Source organism: Kitasatospora sp. P5_F3, from assembly GCF_054049135.1.
This window is the reverse complement of sequence record NZ_JBFUMY010000054.1, coordinates 1-19,918: the sequence shown is the minus strand read 5'-3', so window position 1 is coordinate 19,918 and position 19,918 is coordinate 1. Positions and strand designations below refer to the sequence as shown.

21 protein-coding genes are annotated in these 19,918 nt (G+C 71.9%); 13 read left to right on the top strand and 8 right to left on the bottom strand.

Annotated features, from left to right (window positions below; all coding sequences use genetic code 11):
* Nucleotides 1-75: 75 nt before the first annotated feature.
* Nucleotides 76-2,487 carry an FtsX-like permease family protein gene (locus ACXJMZ_RS26620; RefSeq protein ID WP_457032573.1) on the bottom strand — a complete coding sequence of 804 codons (2,412 nt, stop codon included), beginning with the start codon at nucleotides 2,485-2,487 and terminating at the stop codon, nucleotides 76-78.
* Nucleotides 2,484-3,170 carry an ABC transporter ATP-binding protein gene (locus ACXJMZ_RS26615; RefSeq protein ID WP_457032572.1) on the bottom strand — a complete coding sequence of 229 codons (687 nt, stop codon included), beginning with the start codon at nucleotides 3,168-3,170 and terminating at the stop codon, nucleotides 2,484-2,486. Before ACXJMZ_RS26615 ends, ACXJMZ_RS26620 begins: the two co-directional genes overlap by 4 nt.
* A 161-nt stretch (nucleotides 3,171-3,331) precedes the next feature.
* On the opposite strand from ACXJMZ_RS26615, the gene ACXJMZ_RS26610 reads away from it, so the two are divergent.
* Both ACXJMZ_RS26610 and ACXJMZ_RS26605 read left to right on the top strand, forming a co-directional pair.
* Entirely contained in the window at nucleotides 3,332-3,859 is a 528-nt protein-coding gene (locus tag ACXJMZ_RS26610) for a hypothetical protein (protein ID WP_457032571.1), read from the top strand.
* Nucleotides 3,860-3,919: 60 nt separating this feature from the next.
* Nucleotides 3,920-4,300, top strand: a complete 381-nt coding sequence (locus tag ACXJMZ_RS26605) for an Imm32 family immunity protein (protein ID WP_457032570.1) — start codon at nucleotides 3,920-3,922, stop codon at nucleotides 4,298-4,300.
* On the opposite strand, the gene ACXJMZ_RS26600 is transcribed toward ACXJMZ_RS26605, so the two are convergent.
* The gene (locus ACXJMZ_RS26600; protein ID WP_457032569.1) at nucleotides 4,290-4,634 is read right to left on the bottom strand and encodes a VOC family protein; all 345 of its coding nucleotides are present in this window, start codon (nucleotides 4,632-4,634) and stop codon (nucleotides 4,290-4,292) included. The two genes, ACXJMZ_RS26605 and ACXJMZ_RS26600, sit on opposite strands and share 11 nt — an antisense overlap.
* Before the next feature lie 27 nt (nucleotides 4,635-4,661).
* The gene (locus ACXJMZ_RS26595; RefSeq protein WP_457032568.1) at nucleotides 4,662-5,570 is read right to left on the bottom strand and encodes a hypothetical protein; all 909 of its coding nucleotides are present in this window, start codon (nucleotides 5,568-5,570) and stop codon (nucleotides 4,662-4,664) included.
* A 320-nt stretch (nucleotides 5,571-5,890) separates the two neighbouring features.
* Between ACXJMZ_RS26595 and ACXJMZ_RS26590 the strand changes: the two genes are divergently transcribed.
* From ACXJMZ_RS26590 to ACXJMZ_RS26575, 4 genes are all read left to right on the top strand, one after another.
* Nucleotides 5,891-7,963: a SpoIIE family protein phosphatase gene (locus ACXJMZ_RS26590; protein ID WP_457032567.1), complete on the top strand. Its 2,073-nt coding sequence runs from the start codon at nucleotides 5,891-5,893 to the stop codon at nucleotides 7,961-7,963.
* 190 nt (nucleotides 7,964-8,153) lie between these two features.
* Nucleotides 8,154-8,441 carry a polyprenyl synthetase gene (locus ACXJMZ_RS26585; protein WP_457032566.1) on the top strand — a complete coding sequence of 96 codons (288 nt, stop codon included), beginning with the start codon at nucleotides 8,154-8,156 and terminating at the stop codon, nucleotides 8,439-8,441.
* The gene (locus tag ACXJMZ_RS26580) at nucleotides 8,434-9,486 is read left to right on the top strand and encodes a polyprenyl synthetase family protein (RefSeq protein ID WP_457032565.1); all 1,053 of its coding nucleotides are present in this window, start codon (nucleotides 8,434-8,436) and stop codon (nucleotides 9,484-9,486) included. Before ACXJMZ_RS26585 ends, ACXJMZ_RS26580 begins: the two co-directional genes overlap by 8 nt.
* A gap of 29 nt (nucleotides 9,487-9,515) precedes the next feature.
* Nucleotides 9,516-10,685, top strand: a complete 1,170-nt coding sequence (locus tag ACXJMZ_RS26575; protein ID WP_457032564.1) for an oxygenase MpaB family protein — start codon at nucleotides 9,516-9,518, stop codon at nucleotides 10,683-10,685.
* 138 nt (nucleotides 10,686-10,823) lie between these two features.
* On the opposite strand, the gene ACXJMZ_RS26570 is transcribed toward ACXJMZ_RS26575, so the two are convergent.
* Nucleotides 10,824-11,540 (bottom strand): maleylpyruvate isomerase family mycothiol-dependent enzyme, encoded by a 717-nt coding sequence (locus tag ACXJMZ_RS26570; RefSeq protein ID WP_457032563.1) that lies wholly within the window; start codon nucleotides 11,538-11,540, stop codon nucleotides 10,824-10,826.
* Between the two features lie 28 nt (nucleotides 11,541-11,568).
* A complete protein-coding gene (locus tag ACXJMZ_RS26565) occupies nucleotides 11,569-12,057 on the bottom strand; it encodes a hypothetical protein (protein ID WP_057231582.1) in 489 nt (162 codons plus the stop codon).
* Nucleotides 12,058-12,470: 413 nt separating this feature from the next.
* On the opposite strand from ACXJMZ_RS26565, the gene hemL reads away from it, so the two are divergent.
* From hemL to ACXJMZ_RS26530, 7 genes are all read left to right on the top strand, one after another.
* The gene (gene hemL, locus ACXJMZ_RS26560) at nucleotides 12,471-13,805 is read left to right on the top strand and encodes a glutamate-1-semialdehyde 2,1-aminomutase (protein WP_457032562.1); all 1,335 of its coding nucleotides are present in this window, start codon (nucleotides 12,471-12,473) and stop codon (nucleotides 13,803-13,805) included.
* 65 nt (nucleotides 13,806-13,870) lie between these two features.
* Nucleotides 13,871-14,521, top strand: coding sequence for a histidine phosphatase family protein (locus ACXJMZ_RS26555; RefSeq protein ID WP_457032629.1), 651 nt, complete (start codon nucleotides 13,871-13,873; stop codon nucleotides 14,519-14,521).
* 161 nt (nucleotides 14,522-14,682) lie between these two features.
* A complete protein-coding gene (locus ACXJMZ_RS26550) occupies nucleotides 14,683-15,282 on the top strand; it encodes a TlpA family protein disulfide reductase (protein ID WP_457032561.1) in 600 nt (199 codons plus the stop codon).
* A complete protein-coding gene (locus tag ACXJMZ_RS26545; RefSeq protein ID WP_457032560.1) occupies nucleotides 15,279-16,055 on the top strand; it encodes a cytochrome c biogenesis CcdA family protein in 777 nt (258 codons plus the stop codon). Before ACXJMZ_RS26550 ends, ACXJMZ_RS26545 begins: the two co-directional genes overlap by 4 nt.
* 3 nt (nucleotides 16,056-16,058) lie before the next feature.
* Nucleotides 16,059-17,735: a cytochrome c biogenesis protein ResB gene (resB, locus tag ACXJMZ_RS26540; RefSeq protein WP_457032559.1), complete on the top strand. Its 1,677-nt coding sequence runs from the start codon at nucleotides 16,059-16,061 to the stop codon at nucleotides 17,733-17,735.
* A 3-nt stretch (nucleotides 17,736-17,738) separates the two neighbouring features.
* A complete protein-coding gene (ccsB, locus tag ACXJMZ_RS26535) occupies nucleotides 17,739-18,875 on the top strand; it encodes a c-type cytochrome biogenesis protein CcsB (protein WP_457032558.1) in 1,137 nt (378 codons plus the stop codon).
* Nucleotides 18,876-18,936: 61 nt separating this feature from the next.
* A complete protein-coding gene (locus ACXJMZ_RS26530; protein WP_457032557.1) occupies nucleotides 18,937-19,341 on the top strand; it encodes a hypothetical protein in 405 nt (134 codons plus the stop codon).
* 163 nt (nucleotides 19,342-19,504) lie between these two features.
* Here the strand turns inward: ACXJMZ_RS26530 and ACXJMZ_RS26525 are convergent, their stop codons facing one another.
* Nucleotides 19,505-19,711, bottom strand: coding sequence for an acyl-CoA carboxylase subunit epsilon (locus ACXJMZ_RS26525; RefSeq protein ID WP_057231570.1), 207 nt, complete (start codon nucleotides 19,709-19,711; stop codon nucleotides 19,505-19,507).
* Between the two features lie 57 nt (nucleotides 19,712-19,768).
* The coding region (locus tag ACXJMZ_RS26520; RefSeq protein WP_457030221.1) for a carboxyl transferase domain-containing protein at nucleotides 19,769-19,918 on the bottom strand (150 nt) is incomplete at its 5' end.

Below are 19,918 nucleotides of genomic sequence, written 5' to 3'. Positions count from 1 at the left end.
CCTGTCGTGGAACTGGTGGGGACCGGCCGGACAGCCGACGTGTTACGCGCTGGACGGCGGCCGGGTCTGCCGCCGCTACTCGTGCCGCAGTGCGCTGGGCCGCATCAGCCGGAGCAGCAGCGGCAGCCCGAGCACGGTGACCAGCAGGACCGAGGCGCCCGCCACCCCCGACAGGGTCAGCATCGAGCTCCAGTCGAAGCTGAAGTCCAGGCCGGCCGTGTACTGCAGCACCGCGCCCATCAGCAGCCCGCCCGCCGCCGCCAGCGCCAGCCCGAGCGCCATCGGGATCGCCGTCTGCCACAGCACGGACAGCGCCAGCACCCGGCGCCGGGTGCCGAAGGCGTACAGCACGCCCAGGATCCGGCGCTGCTCCCGCAGCCGCTCCAACTGGCCGACCAGCAGGCTCAGTGAGACCAGCAGCAGGGTCATCCCGGCCCCGGCGGTCAGCACCCGCTTGACCGCGAGGTAGGTGTGGTCCTGGGTGTCGTCGAACAGTGAGGCCGTCCGGGCCTGCGGGGAGATCAGCATCGCGTCGGTGGCCAGCTGTTCCAGCGGCTCCGCCAGTCCGTCCGACATCGCCGCCAGGACGACCGCGCGCTGTCCGCGCAGCACCTCGGGCGGGACCGCTCCCGGGGTGAGCAGCAGCAGGTTGCCGCTGTGGGCGATGCCGGGGTCGACGCGGCTCAGGCGCGGCGCGGGGGCGATGACGGCGGGCAGCGTCCAGAGCGGTGCCTCGCCGCCCGTCCCGCCGAAGGCCCGCACCCGGGCGCCGGGCGGCACGGGCTCTTCCCTGATCCTCAGGTTCGCTTCGTCGCCGATCGGACTGGCGAAGGCGTCACCGTCCTTGCAGCCGGGCAGGGCCGCGAACTGGGCCAGGGTGGCGCAGTCCGCGATCCGTACGGCTTCGCTGTACCAGTTCTCGCCGACCGGATCGGTCACGTTGAGCTCGACGAAACCCGCTGCCCCGGCCACCCCGGGTGACCGGCGGAGCCGCTCGGCCAGCTCCGCGGCGACCCCGTCGGCGGGGAAGTTCACCCGCTGCTGGAAGCGGTATCCGGTGGTGTCCGGCTCGTCCAGCCGGTAGGTCTGACCGACCCCCAGGAAGAGGGTCTGCAGCGCGATCGCCCCCGCCACCGTCACCACCACGCCGGTCACGGCGGTGGCGGCCGGCCCGGCCCCGAGCTGGAGCCGACGCACCGCCAGCTGCCAGGACAGACCGCCGCCCCCGGCCCGCCGGATCACCGCCTCGACCAGCCAGGGCAGCAGGGTGCAGACCGCCGCCAGCATCAGCAGCACGCCGAACGAGACCAGCAGCGAACCACGGGTGTCCTGTACCGGGTTGAGCAGACCGTCGCGGGGCATGCCGGACGGGTTGTAGCCGGAGGGCATCGCCATCGCCGCGCCGACCACCAGCAGCCCGAGCAGCAGCAGGGTCAGTCGCCACCACAGCCGGCGCCGGTCCGAACCGCTGCGCCGCACCACGCCGAGCGGGTCCACGGTCACCCGGCGCATCGCCAGCAGGGTGACCGCGACGGCCAGCACCGGAACCACCAGGGCCACCGCGACCGCGATCAGCGGCTGGGGTGAGATGTCGGAGGTGTAGAAGCTGAAACCTGCCACGGTCAGCCGTTCGATCAGCTGACGTCCGATCAGGAACAGTGCCACCCCGGCCGCCAGCCCGAGCACCGAGCCGACCAGCGACTCGCCCGCAGCCAGCCGGGCGGTCATCCGCCGGTCCGCCCCGGCGAGGCGCAGTGCGGCCAGCCGCCGGTCCCGGCGCTCGCCGCCGAACCGTGCGGCCGCCGTCAGGAACACCCCGACCGGCGCCAGCATCACCAGCAGCCCGACCACGTTGAGCAGCACCAGGCGCGGGTCCATCGGCTTGGGCGGTGCGAAGTGGCCGTACTCGGTGACCCGGTGCGCCCCGCGCTCCACCGACAGGTCCGTGGCGCCGAGCACGAAGGCGTACTGCCCGGGGCCGACCAGCCCGTCCGGGCCGATCGTGCCGGTCACCGGGTACGGCAGCCGCTCCCTGAGCAGGCGGTTGGCGGGTCCGTCCAGCAGGTCCGCGAGGGCGGGCGAGACGGCCATCCGTCCCGGCCCCGGGAAGGCGGCCAGGCCCGGCGGGAGGGTGGCCTGCGGGCCCTCGGGCTGCACCACCCGTCCCCGGATCGGGGTGTCCCGGTACCTGGTGTCCGCGGCGGCGACCAGCACACTGCGGTCGTCCGGGGCGGCGGGCCCTTCCTCGAAGGTGTCGTTCTGCAGGTAGAGCCGGTGGTTGCGGTGCTCGACGATGCCGGGAAAGGAGGCGGTGAACAGCAGCAGCGCCACCCCGAGACCGACCCCGGCGGCGGTCAGCAGCAGCCGGCCCCAGCCCTCCCGTCCGCTGCCCAGCGCGAGCCGGGCGCCGAGTACGAACTGCGCCAGCAGCCGCGAGCGGACCTGGTCGCCGGGCGGCGCCGTCCTGTTGACGGCCGGGGCGCTCACGCGGCCGCCGCCAGATCCCGGGTGCGACCGTCCCGGACCACGACCTCGCGGTCCGCGTACGCGGCCACCCTCGGCTCGTGGGTGACCAGCACGACCGCCGCGCCGGTCTCCTTCGCGGCGCTCGCCAGCAGCGCCATCACCCGCTCACCGTTCAGCGAGTCCAGTGCGCCGGTCGGCTCGTCGGCGAACACCACCGACGGTTCGGTGATCAACGCCCGTGCCACGCCCACCCGTTGCCCCTGCCCGCCGGACACCTCGCCCGGCCGGTGCGCCGCCACCTCCCCGACCTCCAGCCGCTCCAGCCACTCCAGCGCCCTGGCCTCGGCGGCCGTCCGCCGCATCCCGTTCAGCCGCAGCGGCAGCGCCACGTTCTCCAGGCAGCTCAACTCCGGTACCAACTGCCCGAACTGGAACAGGAAGCCGAACTCGGTCCGCCGCAGCGCACTCAGCTCCGCATCCGTGCACCCGGCCAACTCCCGCCCCCGGTACGCCACGCTGCCGTCGTCCGGCCGGCTGATCCCCGCCAGGCAGTGCAGCAGGGTGGACTTCCCCGACCCCGACGGCCCCATCACGGCGACGAGTTCGCCCGCCGCCACCGAGATCGAGGCGTCGTCCAGCGCGGGCGTCAGCCCGAAGTTCTTGCGCAGCCCTCGGGCGGAGAGCAGCGTGGCAGGTGCGGTCATCGCACGGCTCCGTGTCGTTTCGGTCGTTCACAGTACGGCCACCACACCCTCGGCGGTCCGTCGGGGCTCGACTATACACACGAGGTATACATCAGGTTTATAGAGCCCTGGTCCCGTAAAACCGGATGACCGCCCGCTGTGCGCGGGGCTTGGATACGAGCATGCAGAACGACATCTGGGCGGCCCTGTCCGAGCAGACCCGAGCCGAAGTGGACGAGTTGGTCGGGCTGGGGCGCAACGTGTGGGCGATCAAGGTGATCAGGGATGCGTTCGAACCGCCGAAGCCGGGCATTCACGCCGCCGTTGACGTACTGAACGACCGCTACCTCGCCCTGGGAACGGCGCCCTTCACCCCGTCCCCGCCGCTCGACCTCGACCGGCTCTACGGGACGGTCCGGACGCTGCCCACCCGCCCGGACGCCATCGAGGCGGTCTGGGACGGCGACACCACCGGCTGGTTCGTCGTCCTGCTCGCGGTCACCGCCGACCCACGTACCGAGCACGAACTCGGGATGATCCGCCTAGGCACCGACCTACGCCTCTTCGACGGCCCTCCCCCCGCCTGGCCGGAGGCCACCGAGGCCGACACCATCGGCCGGGCCCTCGCCGAACGCCTGGGCCTGCCCTTCCACTTCACCAGCCCCGACCACCCGGACGACACCGCCCCCCGCTGGTGGGACACCCGGTGATCGGGTGACCGGGCGTCACATCAGTCGGCCGCCTGAGCCCGTTCAGAAGGAGTTGTGTCCGTGAAGCTGGAGTCCGATCCCGCCTGTGGTGAGGTCCTGATCAGCGGGTCGTCGGCCGAGCTGGCCGCCCTGGCGCGCGCGGTGGCTACCGGCGTGGGCTTCGTCGGTGCTGAAGCAGGCAGTACCCCGACCGGGATCGAGGCCCGGCGGGCACCCGGCCCCGGGGTGCTGGTGCACCTCGATCGCGAGCGGCGGGTCCTGCTGATCAGCGGCGACGCCGCTGCCCGGGCGGTGCTCGCGGAGAACCTGCAGGCCATGGCCGACGAGGAGGACGGCGGCCACCTGCACGTCGACTGGTACCCGGGCCACTACTACCTCGCCGAGGGATCGATCCCGCTGGTGGTCGACAGCCCGCACGGTGGCATGCCGCTCAGGCGCTGACGAAGCAGAACTCGTTGCCCTCCGGATCGCGCATGGTCTGGAAGGCTCCCTGGTCGTCGCGCACGAGCTCTCCGGCCCGGGTGGCACCCAGAGTGACCGCCGTCAGGGCGGCTGCCTCGACGTCGTCCACCGCGAGGTCGAGGTGCAGCCGGTTCTTCCCGGCCTTGTCCTCCGGTACGGGCTGGAACGCGAGCCGGCCGAACCCCGGCGACTCGACGTGCGACCAGCCCCGCTCCCGGTCCACCGGCTCACCGCCGAGCAACCCGGCCCAGAACCGCACCAGCACCCTCGGCTCCCGGCAGTCCAGCACGATCTGACGCAGGCTCACTCGCATGCCCGGCAGCCTACGGCGTCCCGCGTTTCACCTCGCTGCGGCGGCCGGGTCATGGCCCAGGCATCGCGGCATCGCCGTCCGGGCGGCCCGCATGGCGTCCCGGGCTCGGGCGGCGCCGTCGCGGGCTGCCGCCGCACCGCCGCCGACGGCGGCGACCGGGCGGGTGCCGAGCCCCGCGCACGGTCGGCAGATGCCGGGTCTGGGCACCGGGTCGTGGCACCTGCCGCACTCGGCGTACCGAGCGGTTGGCGGCACGTCAGGGACCTGGACGGGTGGCATCCTGCGCTCCAGGCGGTAGCGGATCACCGCCGCCGGGGAGTGCATCGTGGCTGGCAGACCGGGCAACAGGGCCCGCGCCAACTCGGTGGCGGTGCTCCCGCGTTCCAGCCATCGCGTAACCAAGGGTGCCAGCTCCAGCGCCTCGGCCTCGCCGAGCTGCAGGCGTGGCTCCGGTCTGATCACCCGGAACAGTGTGGCCACCGCGCTGCGGCTCTGTTCGTCCGGCTCGGCCGGAGGTTCCTTGGCGGCGCTCCGGCCACGTCCTCGCTCGGCGCGGGGGGTGGGTTCTTTCTCCGGGTTCTTTATAAAAGGGGCGTCAGGAGTACCGGTCATTCCATCACCGGCACCCGGACGGGTGACACTCGGCTGCGGGGTGTCGAAGACGTGGGCCTGCGAGTGCACGGTGCCGTTGGGCATCCGAATCCTGTCGACCCGGTAGTACCCGGCCTGGGTAAGTTCCTTGAGGGCCCTGCGAATTGCCCCACGGCCCTGGGTGCTGGAGTCGGCCATCTGCCGGCCGTCCTCGCGCCAGCCGTCGGGCCGGGAGAGCAGGTCGGCCAGCAGGCCGCGGGCGGTGTAACTCAGCCGCCGGTCCTGAAGAAGGCCGTTGGGCAGAACGGCGAAGGCGCGTGCGTGGACGCTACGATGAACTCGCATGTGGAGGTAGTGCTCCTGTGCCGGACCCCGGGGTGTTGGCGCACCGCCGGGGTCATCTGACGTAGATGACGTCACGGAACGTAGCACATCCGTCACTCACTGATCGACCGCGCGAGTATGCCGCCCGATCGCACTGATGTCCACTCAACATGCCAGCAGTGCCCGGGAGTTCGTTTCGGCAGGTGGCGGATGCCCGGGGCGCCGGCCCGCGACACGTACCGACGGCGGGACTCCGGCTTCGAGGTCGGGCCGGTGTCCGCAGGTAGCGTTCAACGGGTCCGCCGGGGATCACCGGGCGTACGCGGAGAGGGAGCGCCAGGGTGGCCGAACCGCAGTTGGCGCCGCAGGTCTTCGACCGGGCGATCGTCGCGATCGCTCTGACCGCAGGGTCGGAGCACCGTCTCGCGTACCGGAACGAGGCCTTCCAGGAGTTGTTCGGGCCCCGGTCGTTGGACGTGCCGGTCGGGGAGCTGTTCGCCGAGTCCGAGCAGGAGAGCTTCGTCCGCACCCTTGATCTGGTGCTCGCCGACGGCACCGCCCGGCAGGTCACCACACCCCACACCCTCGACGGCACGGGCGAAGCGGACCACCGGCACTTCGTCTACAGCTGCTCGCCGGTCTCCTCCCGCCACGGCCCCGGCGTGCTGATCGCCGCCATCGACACCACCGCGCAGGTGCACTCCACCCAGGACGCCGAGCGGCTCTCGGTCGAACGTCTGCACGCCCTCGAGCGATACGAGGCCCTGGTCACGGCCGTCTCCCAACTGGTGTGGGTGGCCCGCCCCGACGGGTCGATGACGGAGCTGGTGCCGGGCTGGGAGCGGCTGACCGGACACCCCTGGCGGGACACCATGGACGAGGCGTGGCTCGAACTGGTCCACCCCCGGGACCGGGAGGGCCTGGTGGAGCAGTGGATGCAGGCCTCGGCGGGCGAGCCCTCGAAGTTCGAGCACACCTACCGGCTGCGGTTCGCCTCCGGGACGTACCGGCACATCACCGCCCGCGCGGTGCCGGTGGTCCGCGAGGGCGAGCTGGTGGAGTGGATCGGCGCGACCGCCGACGTCGAGGACCGCTGGCGCACCCGGCTGCGCGAGCGGCTGCTGGCCGGCACCGTGGCGGTGGCCGCGAGCGCCCGGCCCGAGGAGGCCTTCGCCGCCGTCGCCGAACTGGTGGTGCCCGATCTCACCGACGCCTGCACGGTGTTCCTGCTCTCCTCCCGGCAGAGCACCGGCCGGCCCGACCAGACCATCGGCACCCGGATCGCCTCCGCCGCCCGGTCAGGACTGCCGCCGCTGCCCGCGCTGCGCGAACAGACCTTCCGGCTCGGACCTGCCGCGCTCCGGGCGGTCGCCGAACGGACCCCGGTGCTGCTGACCTTCCCGCCCGGCGAGGTGCCGTCCGGGGTGGTGCCCGAGGAGTCCGCCCGCTGGCTGGCCGAGGCGCACGCCACCAGCCTGACCCTGCTGCCGTTGGTCATCGACGGCACCACCGCCGTTCTCGCGGCGGCCGCCACCTGCCAGGACGGGCCGCCGCCCGGCGCCGGCGACATCGAACTCCTCCGCGACGTCCTGCAACGCACTCAGAGCACCCTGAGCCAGACCCTGGAACTCCAGCGGACCCGCCAGGTCGCCCTGGTCCTGCAACGGGCCCTGCTCACCGACCCGCCCACCGTCCCCGGCACCGGGATCACCGCCCGCTACCAGCCGGGCAACCGGGCCGCCGAGGTCGGCGGCGACTGGTACGACGCCTTCCTGCTGCCCGAAGGCCCGCTCGTGCTGACCATCGGCGACGTGTCGGGGCACGATCTCACCGCGGCCACCACCATGGGCCAACTCCGCGCCATGCTCCGCTCGTTGGCCTACAACCGGACCGGGACCCAGGCCCCCGCCGACGTCCTCACCGCACTCGACCGGGCCGCCGACGGGCTCGGCGTCGGCACCTTCGCCACCGCCGTCCACCTCCACCTCACCCGCCCCGACCCCGGCACCGACCCCGCCTCCGACCCCGCCTCCGACCCCGCCTCCGGCCCCGCCTGGCGGGCCGCCTGGTCCAACGCCGGACACCCGCCACCCCTGCTGCTCCCCGCCACCGGCGAACCCCGCTTCCTCGCCGCAGCCGAGGCGGACCTCCCGCTGTGCGTGGCCCCGGCCGAACCGCGCCACACCCACCACGCCGACCTCGCCCCCGGCGACACCCTCCTGCTCTACACCGACGGCCTGGTCGAAGTCCCCGGCGAGGACCTCAGCACCGGCCTCGACCGCCTGCTGGCCGCCGCCCGAGATGCCCGGCACCAACCCCTCGACGACCTCTGCGACCACCTCCTCGCCCAGGTCCCCGACGCCCGCGACGACATCGCCCTGCTCGCCTTCCGGGCCCTGCCGCCGCACAACTGACCAGCCAGGGACGCCAGTCGGTACCACAAGTGGCCTGCACGTCGGTGACGCACCGTCACTTTCCACCGGTTCGGCTGAACTACGGACTGGGCCGATTCGGGCAGGGAAGGATCACCGTCGCTCGTGCGTGCCGCGCCGCCGCCCGGCGGACGCCGGTCACCGCCGAGCCACCGGGAAGGGTGGGGACGCCGTGTCGGCACGGGACAGCACGGAGCAGCACGCCGATCGGGGGGCCGAGGCGGTCCAACTGCTGGCCGGGGTCGTCGATCTCGGGCTCGAGCAGGCGGAGGGGTTGCTGCGGCGGGCGCGCGAGGTGTTGGGCCGGTCCGACCTGCACGAGATGGTGGCGGACGGGCAGGAGGACCTGAGGACCCGCGGCGAACTCCTGCTCGGCCGCTTCGCGCCCGCGTCCGAGTCCCACCTGGAGGCGGTGGCCCGCCGGGCGGCGGCCTCCCGGCAGCCGTCGCCCGATGGCTGAACCGGTGCGGGACCCGACGCTCAAGTCGCGGATCGACGAGGTGCTGTCCGGCTTCGTCGAGGAGGAGACCCGGCTGCTGGTCGCCATCGACGTTCAACTCAAGCCGGTGGCAGAGCAGTTACAGGTCGCGGTGGCGGACGGAAAGCGCCTGCGGGCGGCGTTCGCCTACTGGGGCTGGCGGGCGGCGGGGCAGCCGGACAGCGAGGCGATGGTGCGGGCCGCGGCGGCGATGGAGCTGGTGCACGCGGCGGCCGTGGTCCACGACGACCTGATCGACGAGAGCCCGATCCGCCGGGGTGCGCCCACCGCGCACCTGGCCCTGCGGCACGCCGTCGCCGAGGGGCCGGGGCGCGACGCCTCGGGCCGGGCGCTGGCGATGCTGACCGGCGATCTGCTGATGTCCTGGGCTGGGCAGCTGTTCGCGGGCTGCGGACTGCCCGCCGCCTACCTGGCACGGGCCCGTACGCTCTGGGCGACGCTCGGCCGCGAGCTGGTCGCGGGGGAGTGCCTGGAGATCCTGCGCACCCGGGCGGCGCCGTCCGCGGCGAGCTCGCTGGAGATCGTCCGCTACAAGACCGCGAAGTACACCGTCGAGCACCCGCTGCACCTCGGTGGACGGCTCGCCGGGGCGCCGCCCGCGCTGCTGGACGCCTTCACCGCCTACGGGGTGCCGCTCGGCGAGGCGTTCCAGCTCCGCGACGACCTGCTCGGAGTCTTCGGCGACCCGCGGCTGACCGGCAAGTCCAACCTGGACGACCTGGCGGGCGCCAAGCCCACAGCGCTGCTCGCGCTCACCCTGACCGGGGCGGCCGGGGCCGACCGCGCGCGGCTGCGGGCCCTGCTGGGCCGCGCCGACCTCGGTCCGGCCGACCTGGCCGAGCTGCGCGACATCATGATCCGCTCCGGCGCCCGTACCCGGGTCGAGGAGCTGATCACCCAGCGGGCGACCGCCGCCCGCACCGCACTGGGGCGGGCCACGATCCCGTCCCAGGCCGCTGCCGCCCTGGCCGAGTTGGTCGCGGCGGCCACCGCCCGTGCCTCCTGACCACGCAGACCCCGAACGAGGGACGCCCGATGACCGTGACACCCGAAGCGATGGACGCCCTGCGCCGACAGGGCGACCCGATGGCAGACGCCGTGGTCGCCGCGCTGTTCGAGCGCGGTGAGGTCGGCAGGTTCAACACCCTGATGCGCTGGTTCGACCGGACCGGCCAGCCGCTGCCGGACGACGTACCGGCCGAGGCACGCGCCTACCTGGAGGCCACCGCCACGCCGCCCGACTGGGTGGACTGGGACCAGATGGAGCGGGCCCGGCTGTTCTTCATCGACAACAACGTCCACATCTCCACCGCGCTGTCCTTCGCCTCGATGCCCGCCTGCTACGTCGTCCCGCACATCGCCAGGCTGCTCAGCGCGACGCACTCGCTCGAGTACCCCTCCAAACGGATGGCGGAGACCGGCCAGTTCACCCTCTACCTGATGCAGCCCGACGCCTTCGAGGCCGGCGGCCGGTTCATCCCCGCCGCCCAGAAGGTCCGCCTGCTGCACGCCTCGATCCGCCACCACCTGCGCCGCGAGAACCGCTGGGACGAAGCCGCCCTCGGCGTGCCGATCTGTCAGGAGGACATGATCGGCGGTCAGATGATGTTCTCCATCCAGGTGCTGGACGCCCTGCACCGGATGGGCATCCACATCTCCAACGAAGGCGCCGAGGCGTACTTCTACGCCTGGCGGGTGGTCGGCGCGATCCTCGGCATCGACACCGCCGCCGCGCCGGTGGACCTGGAGCAGGCCCGCGACTTCTCCGACCTCTACATGGCCCGCCACATGGGCCCCTCCGAGGAGGGCGTCGCACTCACCCGCCAGCTGATCGACCTCTACGAGGAGGTGGTGCCCGGCACGCTGCTCGACCCGGTGGTGGCCGCCCTGATCCGCTACCTGATCGGCGACACCTGCGCCGACTGGCTCCAAGTGCCGCGCTCCACCTGGGACAAGGCGATCGGCCTCACTCCGACCCTGCTCGGAGTCCTCGAACGCATCGAGGACTCCTCCCCGCTCGGTGCCTGGGCCCTGGACCGCCTCGGCGAGCTCACCGCCCGCTTCGAGCTCAGCTCCCTCACCCGCGGCCGGGTCATGCAGTACGCCATCCCCGAACACCTCAAGTCCGACTACGGCGTCACCTCCGCCAAGCCCCGCACCGACCCCTGGAGCCCGCCCCCGCTCTCCGCCGGACTCCTCACCTGACCGGACAGGGCCCGTCGGGTCAGGCGTCCGTCGCCTTCTGGCCTGAAGCTCCCGGATCCGGACGATCGCCACGTCCTTGCCGCAGCGATCAAGGATGGACGGCCGGAAGACTGAACGCGGTCGCCGCGGTGAGCGTCGTCAGCCCCAGCCGGGGGCCGGCGGCAGTGGCCACGTCGGTGGGGTCGGCAGGGGCCGGGTCGAGGTGAGCGCGGTGTCGGTTGCGCGGCCGCTGAGCCAGGCGAGGACGGCGTGGCCGGGGCCGGTGACGACGGGGCCGGTACGGGACGGGGCCCAGGTCCGGCCGAGGTCGGTGGCGTCGATGCGGGTGACGGGGAAGGCGTCGGCGGTCAGCGCGGCGAGGGTGTCGTCGAGGGCCCAGGTCACGTACGGGTCGGGCCAGTCCTCGGTGCGGTAGCCGGCCCGCAGGTCGACGTGGTGCGTTTCGAGCTCACGCCAGCAGCGGTGGAGGGTGTACCAAGCCGGGTGCCGCCAGCCCGCCAGCGCGGTGACGTGGGTGTCCCACGCTTCGGTGGGCATGGACCCGGCGGCTTCGGTCAGCCGTGCGAGGGCGCTGCGCAGGTCGGCGGCGAGCTCGGCGGCCGGGCGGTCGGCTCCGTCGGTGACGGCGCGGGCGAGTGCCGCAGCGTCGGCCCTCGGTGCGGGCTCGGCACCGGTGCGGGCGATGGTCAGCAGCCGGAGGTACGCGTCGGCGCTCCGTGCGACGTGGGTGATGACGTGCCCGCGGCTCCAGCCGGGCAGTGCCGACGGGGCACGGACCTCCGAATCGCTCAGGGCATCGAGCGTGGCGGAGAACCGGGCGCCGGAGCGGGTGACTTCCTCGATGATGCGGGGCACAGCCGTACCCTACCGACGAGTCGTCAGGTCAGGGCCAGACCAGGCAGTACAGCTGGTGCCCCGCGTCGTGCAGGCGGTTCGCGAAGTCCTGCCACTCGTGCAGCATCGTGTAGATCACGAAGGCGTCCCGGGGGCCCCGGCGGTCGGGGACGGTGGACCAGATGAAGGCGGCGGCGCCGAGTTCGGTCTCGTCGGCCTTGCGGAGGGGTTCGACGACGGTGTGCGGGAGCTGGACCACGGCGTAGTCGGGGTGCAGGACGACCAGCTCCAGGGGTGGGACCTGGTGCAGGGGGACGCCCTGAATACCCGTCAGGACCATCGCGGACATGGTCTCGGGCTTGATCTTGGTGGAGAGGTGGCCGTTCGGGGAGCCGCTGGTCTCCATCAGGTCGCCGAGGCGGCCGAGCGAGCCGAGCTCGCCGGCGTCCAGGCCGAGGCCGCCGGGGCCGAGGGCGGTGGGGACTCTGGCGGCGGTGGCGCGGTCGGGTGCGCCGAAGTACTTGTAGGTGACCCCCACTCTGCCTTCGCCCCGCCTTCCCCTGCCGCCCGCACCGGTACCCCCGCCGGCCGCTCCGGCACGCCGACGTGAGCCACCCACGGCCTCGTCGGGGCCGTCCTGCGCCTCGGACACTCGGACCATCCTCACCGGAATTCGCCGGAATCGACAGACCCCCGCACGCTCGGTGTCCCTCCGAACGTGCCCACTACCCGTTCCGCGCTGCCGTACACGGACCGGCCGGTCACAGTCTGACCCATCATCGGAGTGGGCCGCCGATCGCGGTAGTACGGATAACCGTACCCATGACGCTACAGACCGTACAGGCCGTTCGGGTCACATCAAGGCTGTACCCGTCCGGTACCAGGATCATCGTTCCAGATGATCGGGTCCGACATGCGGAGGTGCAGGACACGATTTGAGACCATGTCCGGGTGACCAACCCGAAGAGCTATCCCTATGAGGCCCCGCAGAGCCAGTCGCTGTTCGACCGCGCGTCGGTCGTGACCCCCGGCGGCGTCAACTCCCCGGTGCGCGCCTTCCGCGCGGTCGGCGGCACCCCGCGCTTCATGGTGTCCGGCACCGGCCCCTATCTCACCGACGCCGACGGCCGTGAGTACGTCGACCTGGTCTGCTCCTGGGGTCCGATGATCCTGGGCCACGCGCACCCCGCGGTGATCGAGGCGGTGCAGCAGGCGGTCGTCCGTGGCACCTCCTTCGGTACGCCCGGCGAGGGCGAGGTGCTGCTCGGCGAGGAGATCGTCTCCCGGGTCGCACCGGTGGAGCAGGTCCGGCTGGTGTCCAGCGGGACCGAGGCGACCATGTCGGCGATCCGGCTGGCCCGCGGTTTCACCGGCCGGGCGAAGATCATCAAGTTCGCGGGCTGCTACCACGGCCACGTGGACGCCCTGCTGGTCGCGGCCGGCTCCGGCGTCGCGACCTTCGGCCTGCCGGACACCCCCGGGGTGACGGGGGCCCAGGCGGGCGACACCATCGTGCTGCCCTACAACGACCTGGACGCGGTCGAGGCGGCCTTCGCGGCCAACCAGGGCCAGATCGCCTGCGTGATCACCGAGGCCTCGCCCGGCAACATGGGCGTGGTCCCGCCGCTGCCCGGCTTCAACAAGGGGCTCTCGGAGCTCTGCCGGAGCAACGGTGCGCTGTTCATCTCGGACGAGGTGATGACCGGCTTCCGTACCTCCAAGGCCGGCTGGTACGGCGTCGAGGCGGCCGTCGAGGGCTGGGCGCCCGACCTGCTGACCTTCGGCAAGGTGATGGGCGGCGGCTTCCCGGCCGCCGCGTTCGGTGGCCGGGCCGACGTGATGGCCTACCTGGCCCCGGCCGGTCCGGTCTACCAGGCGGGCACGCTCTCCGGTAACCCGATCGCCACCGCCGCCGGCCTGGCGCAGCTGCAGCACTGCACCGACGCGGTGTACGAGAAGGTGGACCTGGTCGCCGCCGAGATCTCCGCGCTGGTGAGTCAGGCGCTGACCAAGGAGGGGGTGGCGCACCGGCTGCAGAACGCGAGCAACATGTTCTCGGTGTTCTTCACCGACCAGCCGGTCACCAACTACGACGAGGCGAAGCAGCAGGAGTCGTTCCGCTTCACCGCGTTCTTCCAGAGCATGCTGTCCCAGGGCGTCTACCTGCCGCCCTCGGCCTTCGAGTCCTGGTTCGTCTCGGCCGCGCACGACGAGCGCGCGATCGAGTGGATCGCCGCCGCCCTGCCGGCCGCCGCCCGCGCGGCGGCCGAGGCCCGGCCCGCGTAAGTCCCCGCGCAAGTCATCGAGGAGCGAGCACAGTGAGTGCGAAAGAGATCACCGTCGTCCACCTGATGCGGCACGGTGAGGTGCACAACCCGGAGGGCGTGCTCTACGGCCGGCTGCCGGACTATCACCTCTCCGACCTGGGGCGGCAGATGGCGGACCGGGTGGCCGAGCACCTCGCGGACCGGGACATCACGTACGTGGTGGCCTCCCCGCTGGAGCGGGCGCAGGAGACCGCCGAGCCGATCGGGAAGACGCACGGCCTTGAGATCGCGGTCGACGACCGGCTGATCGAGGCGGACAACATCTTCCAGGGCAAGACCTTCGGCGTCGGTGACGGCTCGCTGAAGAACCCGGCGTACTGGCGGTACCTCACCAACCCGCTGCGCCCGTCCTGGGGCGAGCCGTACGTCGAGCAGGCGGTCCGGATGATGGGCGCGCTGGCGGCGGCCCGGGACGCGGCACGCGGGCACGAGGCGGTCTGCGTCAGCCACCAGCTGCCGATCTGGATCGCCCGGAGCTTCGCCGAGCGGCGCCGGCTCTGGCACGACCCGCGCAAGCGGCAGTGCTCGCTGGCCTCGCTGACCAGCTTCACCTACGAGGGCGACCGGATCGTCTCGATCGGCTACCGCGAGCCTGCCCGCGACCTGCTGCCGGCCCACCTGGTGGGCAAGGGGAAGAAGGGTGACGCCCCGGTCGGCAAGAGCTTCGGGGCCTGACCGGACGCCTGGCCGGACTGATGATCGGACTGACGGCATGTCAACGCCGGTTTGTCCGAATTAAGTGGATCGTAAGCGTAAGAACCGCAGGTCAAGGGGGGTCCGTCGGCTAACGTCGGACCCCCCTAAATCTGCCCAAAGTCTCATGCGAAACTTTTCACATGTCTGGGACGACCCGCCGTTACCTCCGCCCGGCCGCCGCACTCGCGGCCGCCGCCGCGCTGACCCTCACCGGCTGCACCGCGGACTCCAGCAGTTCCGACGGCCGGACCGGATTCATCTCCGACCCGGAGGGCGGGCTCGACACCGCTCCGGTCGCCTCCCGGCAGACCGCCCCCGCGATCTCGGGCACCACCCTGCACGGCGACAAGGCGGCCCTCGCCGACTACCGCGGCAAGGTCGTGGTGCTCAACGTCTGGGGCTCCTGGTGCAACCCGTGCCGGGCCGAGGCGAAGGGCCTCCAGGAGGTCTGGTCGAAGTACCAGGCGCAGGACGTCCAGTTCCTCGGGATCAACACCCGGGACCCCAACGTGAACAACGCCGTCCGGTTCGAGGACAGCTTCGGGATCACCTACCCGAGCCTGTACGACCCGGACGGCACCGAGATCCTCAAGTTCCCCAAGGGCAGCCTCAACCCGCAGTCCATCCCGACCACGATCGTGGTGGACCGTCAGGGCAGGCTGGCCGCCCGGGCGATGCGCCCGCTCTCGGTGGAGGACCTGGAGAAGCTGATCCAGCCCGTCCTGGCCGAGCCGAAGTGAGCGCCGCCCTCCTCCTCGCGGCGGGCCAGAACGAGACGGTGGCCAGCGGCGCGATCCTGCTGGCCGTGCCGATCGCGCTGGCGGCGGGGTTGCTCTCGTTCTTCTCGCCGTGCGTGCTGCCACTGGTGCCCGGCTACCTGAGCTACGTCACCGGCTTCTCGGCCGCCGACCTGGCCGACGCCAAGGGCGCCAAGCGCGGCCGGATGCTGCTCGGCTCGGTGCTGTTCATCCTGGGCTTCACCGCCGTCTTCGTCTCCGGCGGCGCGCTGTTCGGATTCTTCGGCTCGACGCTGCTCGAGCACCGACGGACCATCAGCATCGTGATGGGCCTGCTCACCATCGCGATGGGGCTGGCCTTCATGGGCCTGCTGCCCGGGTTCTCGATGCGGGAGGTGCGGTCGCACCGCCGCCCGACCATCGGCCTGGCCGGCGCCCCGCTGCTCGGCATCGTCTTCGGCCTCGGCTGGACGCCCTGCATGGGACCGACCCTGACCGCGATCAACGGCCTGGCCCTCGACCAGGCCTCGCCCTGGCGCGGCGCGATCCTGATGGCCGTCTACTGCCTGGGCCTGGGCGTACCGTTCGTGCTGGCCGCCGTCGCCTTCCGCCGGGCGCTCGGCGCCTTCGGCTGGGTCAAGAAGCACTACCAGTGGGTGATGCGCATCGGGGGCGGCATGCTGGTCGCCGTCGGCCTGCTGCTGGTCACCGGCGTTTGGGACTCGCTGATCGGCGAGCTGCAGTCGCTCACCGCCAACACCTCGATCGGAATCTGACCCGTGAGCACCCAGACAGATCTCGAGACGGACGCGGAGCGCCTCAGCAGCGCGCCGACCGAGCAGGACGGCCCGTCCGGCATAGGAGCGCTCGGCTGGCTGCGCTGGACGTGGCGTCAGCTGACCTCGATGCGGGTCGCGCTGATCCTGCTGTTCCTGCTCTCGCTGGCCGCCATCCCCGGCTCGCTGATCCCGCAGAACAGCCACAACGCCTTCAAGGTGCAGACCTGGAAGGCGGCGCACCCCGGCGTCAGCCCGGTGTACGAGAAGCTCCAGCTGTTCGACGTGTACAGCTCGGCCTGGTTCTCGGCGATCTACATCCTGCTGTTCGTCTCGCTGGCGGGCTGCATCATCCCGCGGACCTGGCAGTTCGTCGGCGTGCTGCGGGCCAAGCCGCCGGCCGCGCCGAAGAACCTGACCCGGATGCCGGTCTACGCGGCCTGGCACACCGAGGCAGGCCACAAGGCGGTGAGCGCCGCCGCGTACGCGCAGTTGAAGCGCCGCGGCTTTCGTGCCCACCTCTCCGGCGGGGCGGTGGCGGCCGAGAAGGGGTACCTGCGCGAGGTCGGCAACCTGGCCTTCCACCTCTCGCTGTTCGCCCTGCTGGCCGGCTTCGCCTGGGCCAGCCTGGCCAGTGGCGAGGGCGGCAAGCTGGTGATCGAGAAGCAGGGTTACTCCAACACCGCGACCCAGCTGGACGACTTCACCGGCTCCCAGTTCTACGGCCTGGAGGACCTGGACCCGTTCGGCTTCAAGCTGGACGGTTTCACCGCCAGGTACGCCACCAGCGGCCCGCAGGCGGGCAGCGCCCGGCAGTTCACCGCGCACGTCCGGTACTGGACCGGCAGCGACACCGGGAACCTGACCAAGGGCGACATCGAGGTCAACCACCCGCTGGAGATCGGCGGCAGCAAGGTCTTCCTGATCGGCCACGGCTACGCGCCCGTGGTGACCGTGAAGAACGCCAAGGGCGAGCAGGTCTACTCGGGCCCGACCGCCTTCCTGCCGCAGGACGGCAACCTCACCTCGACCGGTGTGCTCAAGGTCAACGACTACGGCGAGAAGGACGGCAAGAGGACCCAACTGGGCTTCAACGGCTACTTCCTGCCGACCGCCCCGGAGAGCTTCGAGAAGACCGGACCGGTCTCGCTGTTCCCGGACGCGGCCGACCCGATGCTGGTGCTGACCGCCTATGCGGGCGACCTCGGCACCGACTCCGGCCTGCCGCAGAACGTCTACCAGCTCGACACCAAGCACCTCACCCAGCTCACCCAGGACGGCAACCCGGCCCGCGCCAGGCTCAAGCCCGGCCAGGCCTGGACCCTGCCGGACGGCTACGGGACCCTCACCTTCGAGGGCTACCAGCAGTGGGCGAGCTTCACCGTCTCGCACCGGCCGGGCAACTCGATCGCGCTGCTCGGCGCGGTCGCCGCGATCCTCGGCCTGATCGGCTCGCTGTTCGTCCAGCGCCGCCGGGTCTGGGTGCGGGCCACCGCGGGCCCCGACGGCCGCACCCTGGTCGAGGTCGCCGGGCTGGCCCGGAGCGAGTCCGCGAAGATCGCCGAGGAACTGGCCGAGATCGCCGTCGACCTGCAGGACGACGCCCCGGCCGTCGATGACGAACCATCAGATGAACCGTCAGATGAACCAGCCCGCACCGCACAGGACTCCAAGGAGTAGACGGTGAACCTCGCCTCGTCGGTCGACCCGCAACTGGCCGACCTGTCCAACAAGCTGATCTACTCGGCGATGGCCGTGTACGTCATCGCCATGTTCGCCCACATCTTCGAGTGGACGTTCGGCAGCAAGGGCGCCGTCGCGGTCCGCTCGGTCGAGCAGGCCGGTCTGGCCGCCGCCGTCGCGGCCGCACAGAGCCCCGCCAAGGGCGCCAAGAAGGTCACCGTCACGGTCGCCTCGGCCGACGGCGGCACCACCACGCTGACCCGTACCGCCCTCGCCGACGCGGGCGCCACCGTGGTCACCAGCGGCCGTGACACGGTCGCCGACCTGGACGGCCCGGGCGCGGCGGGCAGCAGCGAGAAGGGCGACCTGGCGGGCCGGATCGCGGTCTCGCTGGCCGCGCTCGGCGCGGTGCTGCACGCCGGCGCGGTGCTCACCCGGGGCCTCTCGGTGGTGCGTTGGCCGTGGGGCAACATGTACGAGTTCTCCTGCGCCTTCGCGCTCGCCATGGTGGTCGCCTACCTCGGCCTGCTCGTGGCCAAGAAGCCGGTCCGCTGGCTCGGCCTGCCGGTGCTGGTCGCCGTCATCCTCACCCTCGGCCTCGCGGTCACCGTGCTCTACACCGAGTCCGAGCAGCTCGTCCCGGCCCTGCACTCGTACTGGCTGGCGATCCACGTCTCCACCGCGATCTTCTGCGGCGGCGCCTTCTACGCGGCGTTCATCGCCACCGTGCTCTACCTCGGCAAGGACACCTACGACCGCCGGATCGCCGCCGGGCGGACCAACGGCCCGCTCGGCACCCCTGCCTCGATCTGGCAGCGGCTGCCCGCCGCCGCCACCTTCGACAAGCTCTCGTACCGGATCAACGCGATCGTCTTCCCGCTCTGGACCTTCACCATCATGGCGGGCGCGATCTGGGCCGAGGCGGCCTGGGGCAAGTACTGGGAGTGGGACCCGAAGGAGACCTGGTCCTTCATCACCTGGGTGTTCTACGCCTGCTACCTGCACGCCCGGGCCACGGCCGGCTGGAAGGGCCGCAAGGCCGCCTACCTGGCGCTGCTGGCCTTCGCCTGCTGGTTGTTCAACTACTACGGCGTCAACATCTTCGTCACGGGTAAGCACTCCTACGCCGGAGTCTGACGATCCGTCCGTTCGGCCTGTTTCCGTACCGCCCGTTCGAATCCGCGAGGAGGGCCGCACCGTGCTGGAGTGCGACGAGGTCATGCTGACCGTCCGAATCACCGCTGCGGAGCGAGTACTGCTCCGTCGGCTCGCCCAGAGCCATCGGAGCGACGTGTCGGAGGTGGTGGCCGACGGGCTGCTCGACGTCCTGCCGATGCTGCACCGGCAGGCAGAGGCGTACCGGCTGCTGGCGGCGCTCGCGCCGCCGGCGCCGTGTGCGCAGACCGTCTGGCTGCCGACCGCCCTGGCCGACCTGCTGGTGCTGGCCGCTGCCCGGGTGGCGCAGCTGACGGGGGTTCGGCTCGGCTCGGCCAGCGCGATCCTCGGCGCGGCCGTGCGGCTGTGGCTCTGCCAGGACCCCGTCCGGCTGGAGGCCAACCTCAGCGTGATGCACGCCGGGCGTAAAGCGTTGGCAGTCGCGTAGGTTGCACACGCCAGGGGCTCGGGGAACTGCGACGCCGACCTCGTGCAAGGTGGTCCGTGCGTAAAGGGTCAGGCACTTTCGCAGTGACCCGAACGCCAGATCTCCTCGCAGTTCCCCGAGCCCCTGGCGTGTGCCAACTGGGCGTCCTGCAAAAAGCGGAGCGTTACGCCGCCTGCTGCCAGCTGACGGGGGAGTAGTAGGCCGGGCGACGCTCCACCCGGGACCAGGTGGCGATGGGCTCGGCCGGGGCTGCGGCGGCGTGCTGCGAGGCGGCCGCACGGGCCATCAGGACTGCGGTCAGGGCGGCGAGTTCCTCGTCCGACAGGGTGCCACGGACGATGCGGAGCAGCGGTTCGGCATTGGCGGTCATGAGGTCATTTCTCCCGCGTCTTGAAGTCTGGTGGGTTCCGGGCGGCGCAACGCCGCGTTACATCGGCGGGTTGCCGTGCTTACGGCTGGGCAGGTCGGCGTGCTTGGTGCGGAGCATGGCGAGGGAGGAGGCCAGGACGGCGCGGGTTTCGGCCGGGTCGATGACGTCGTCCACCAGGCCGCGTTCGGCGGCGTAGTAGGGGTGCAT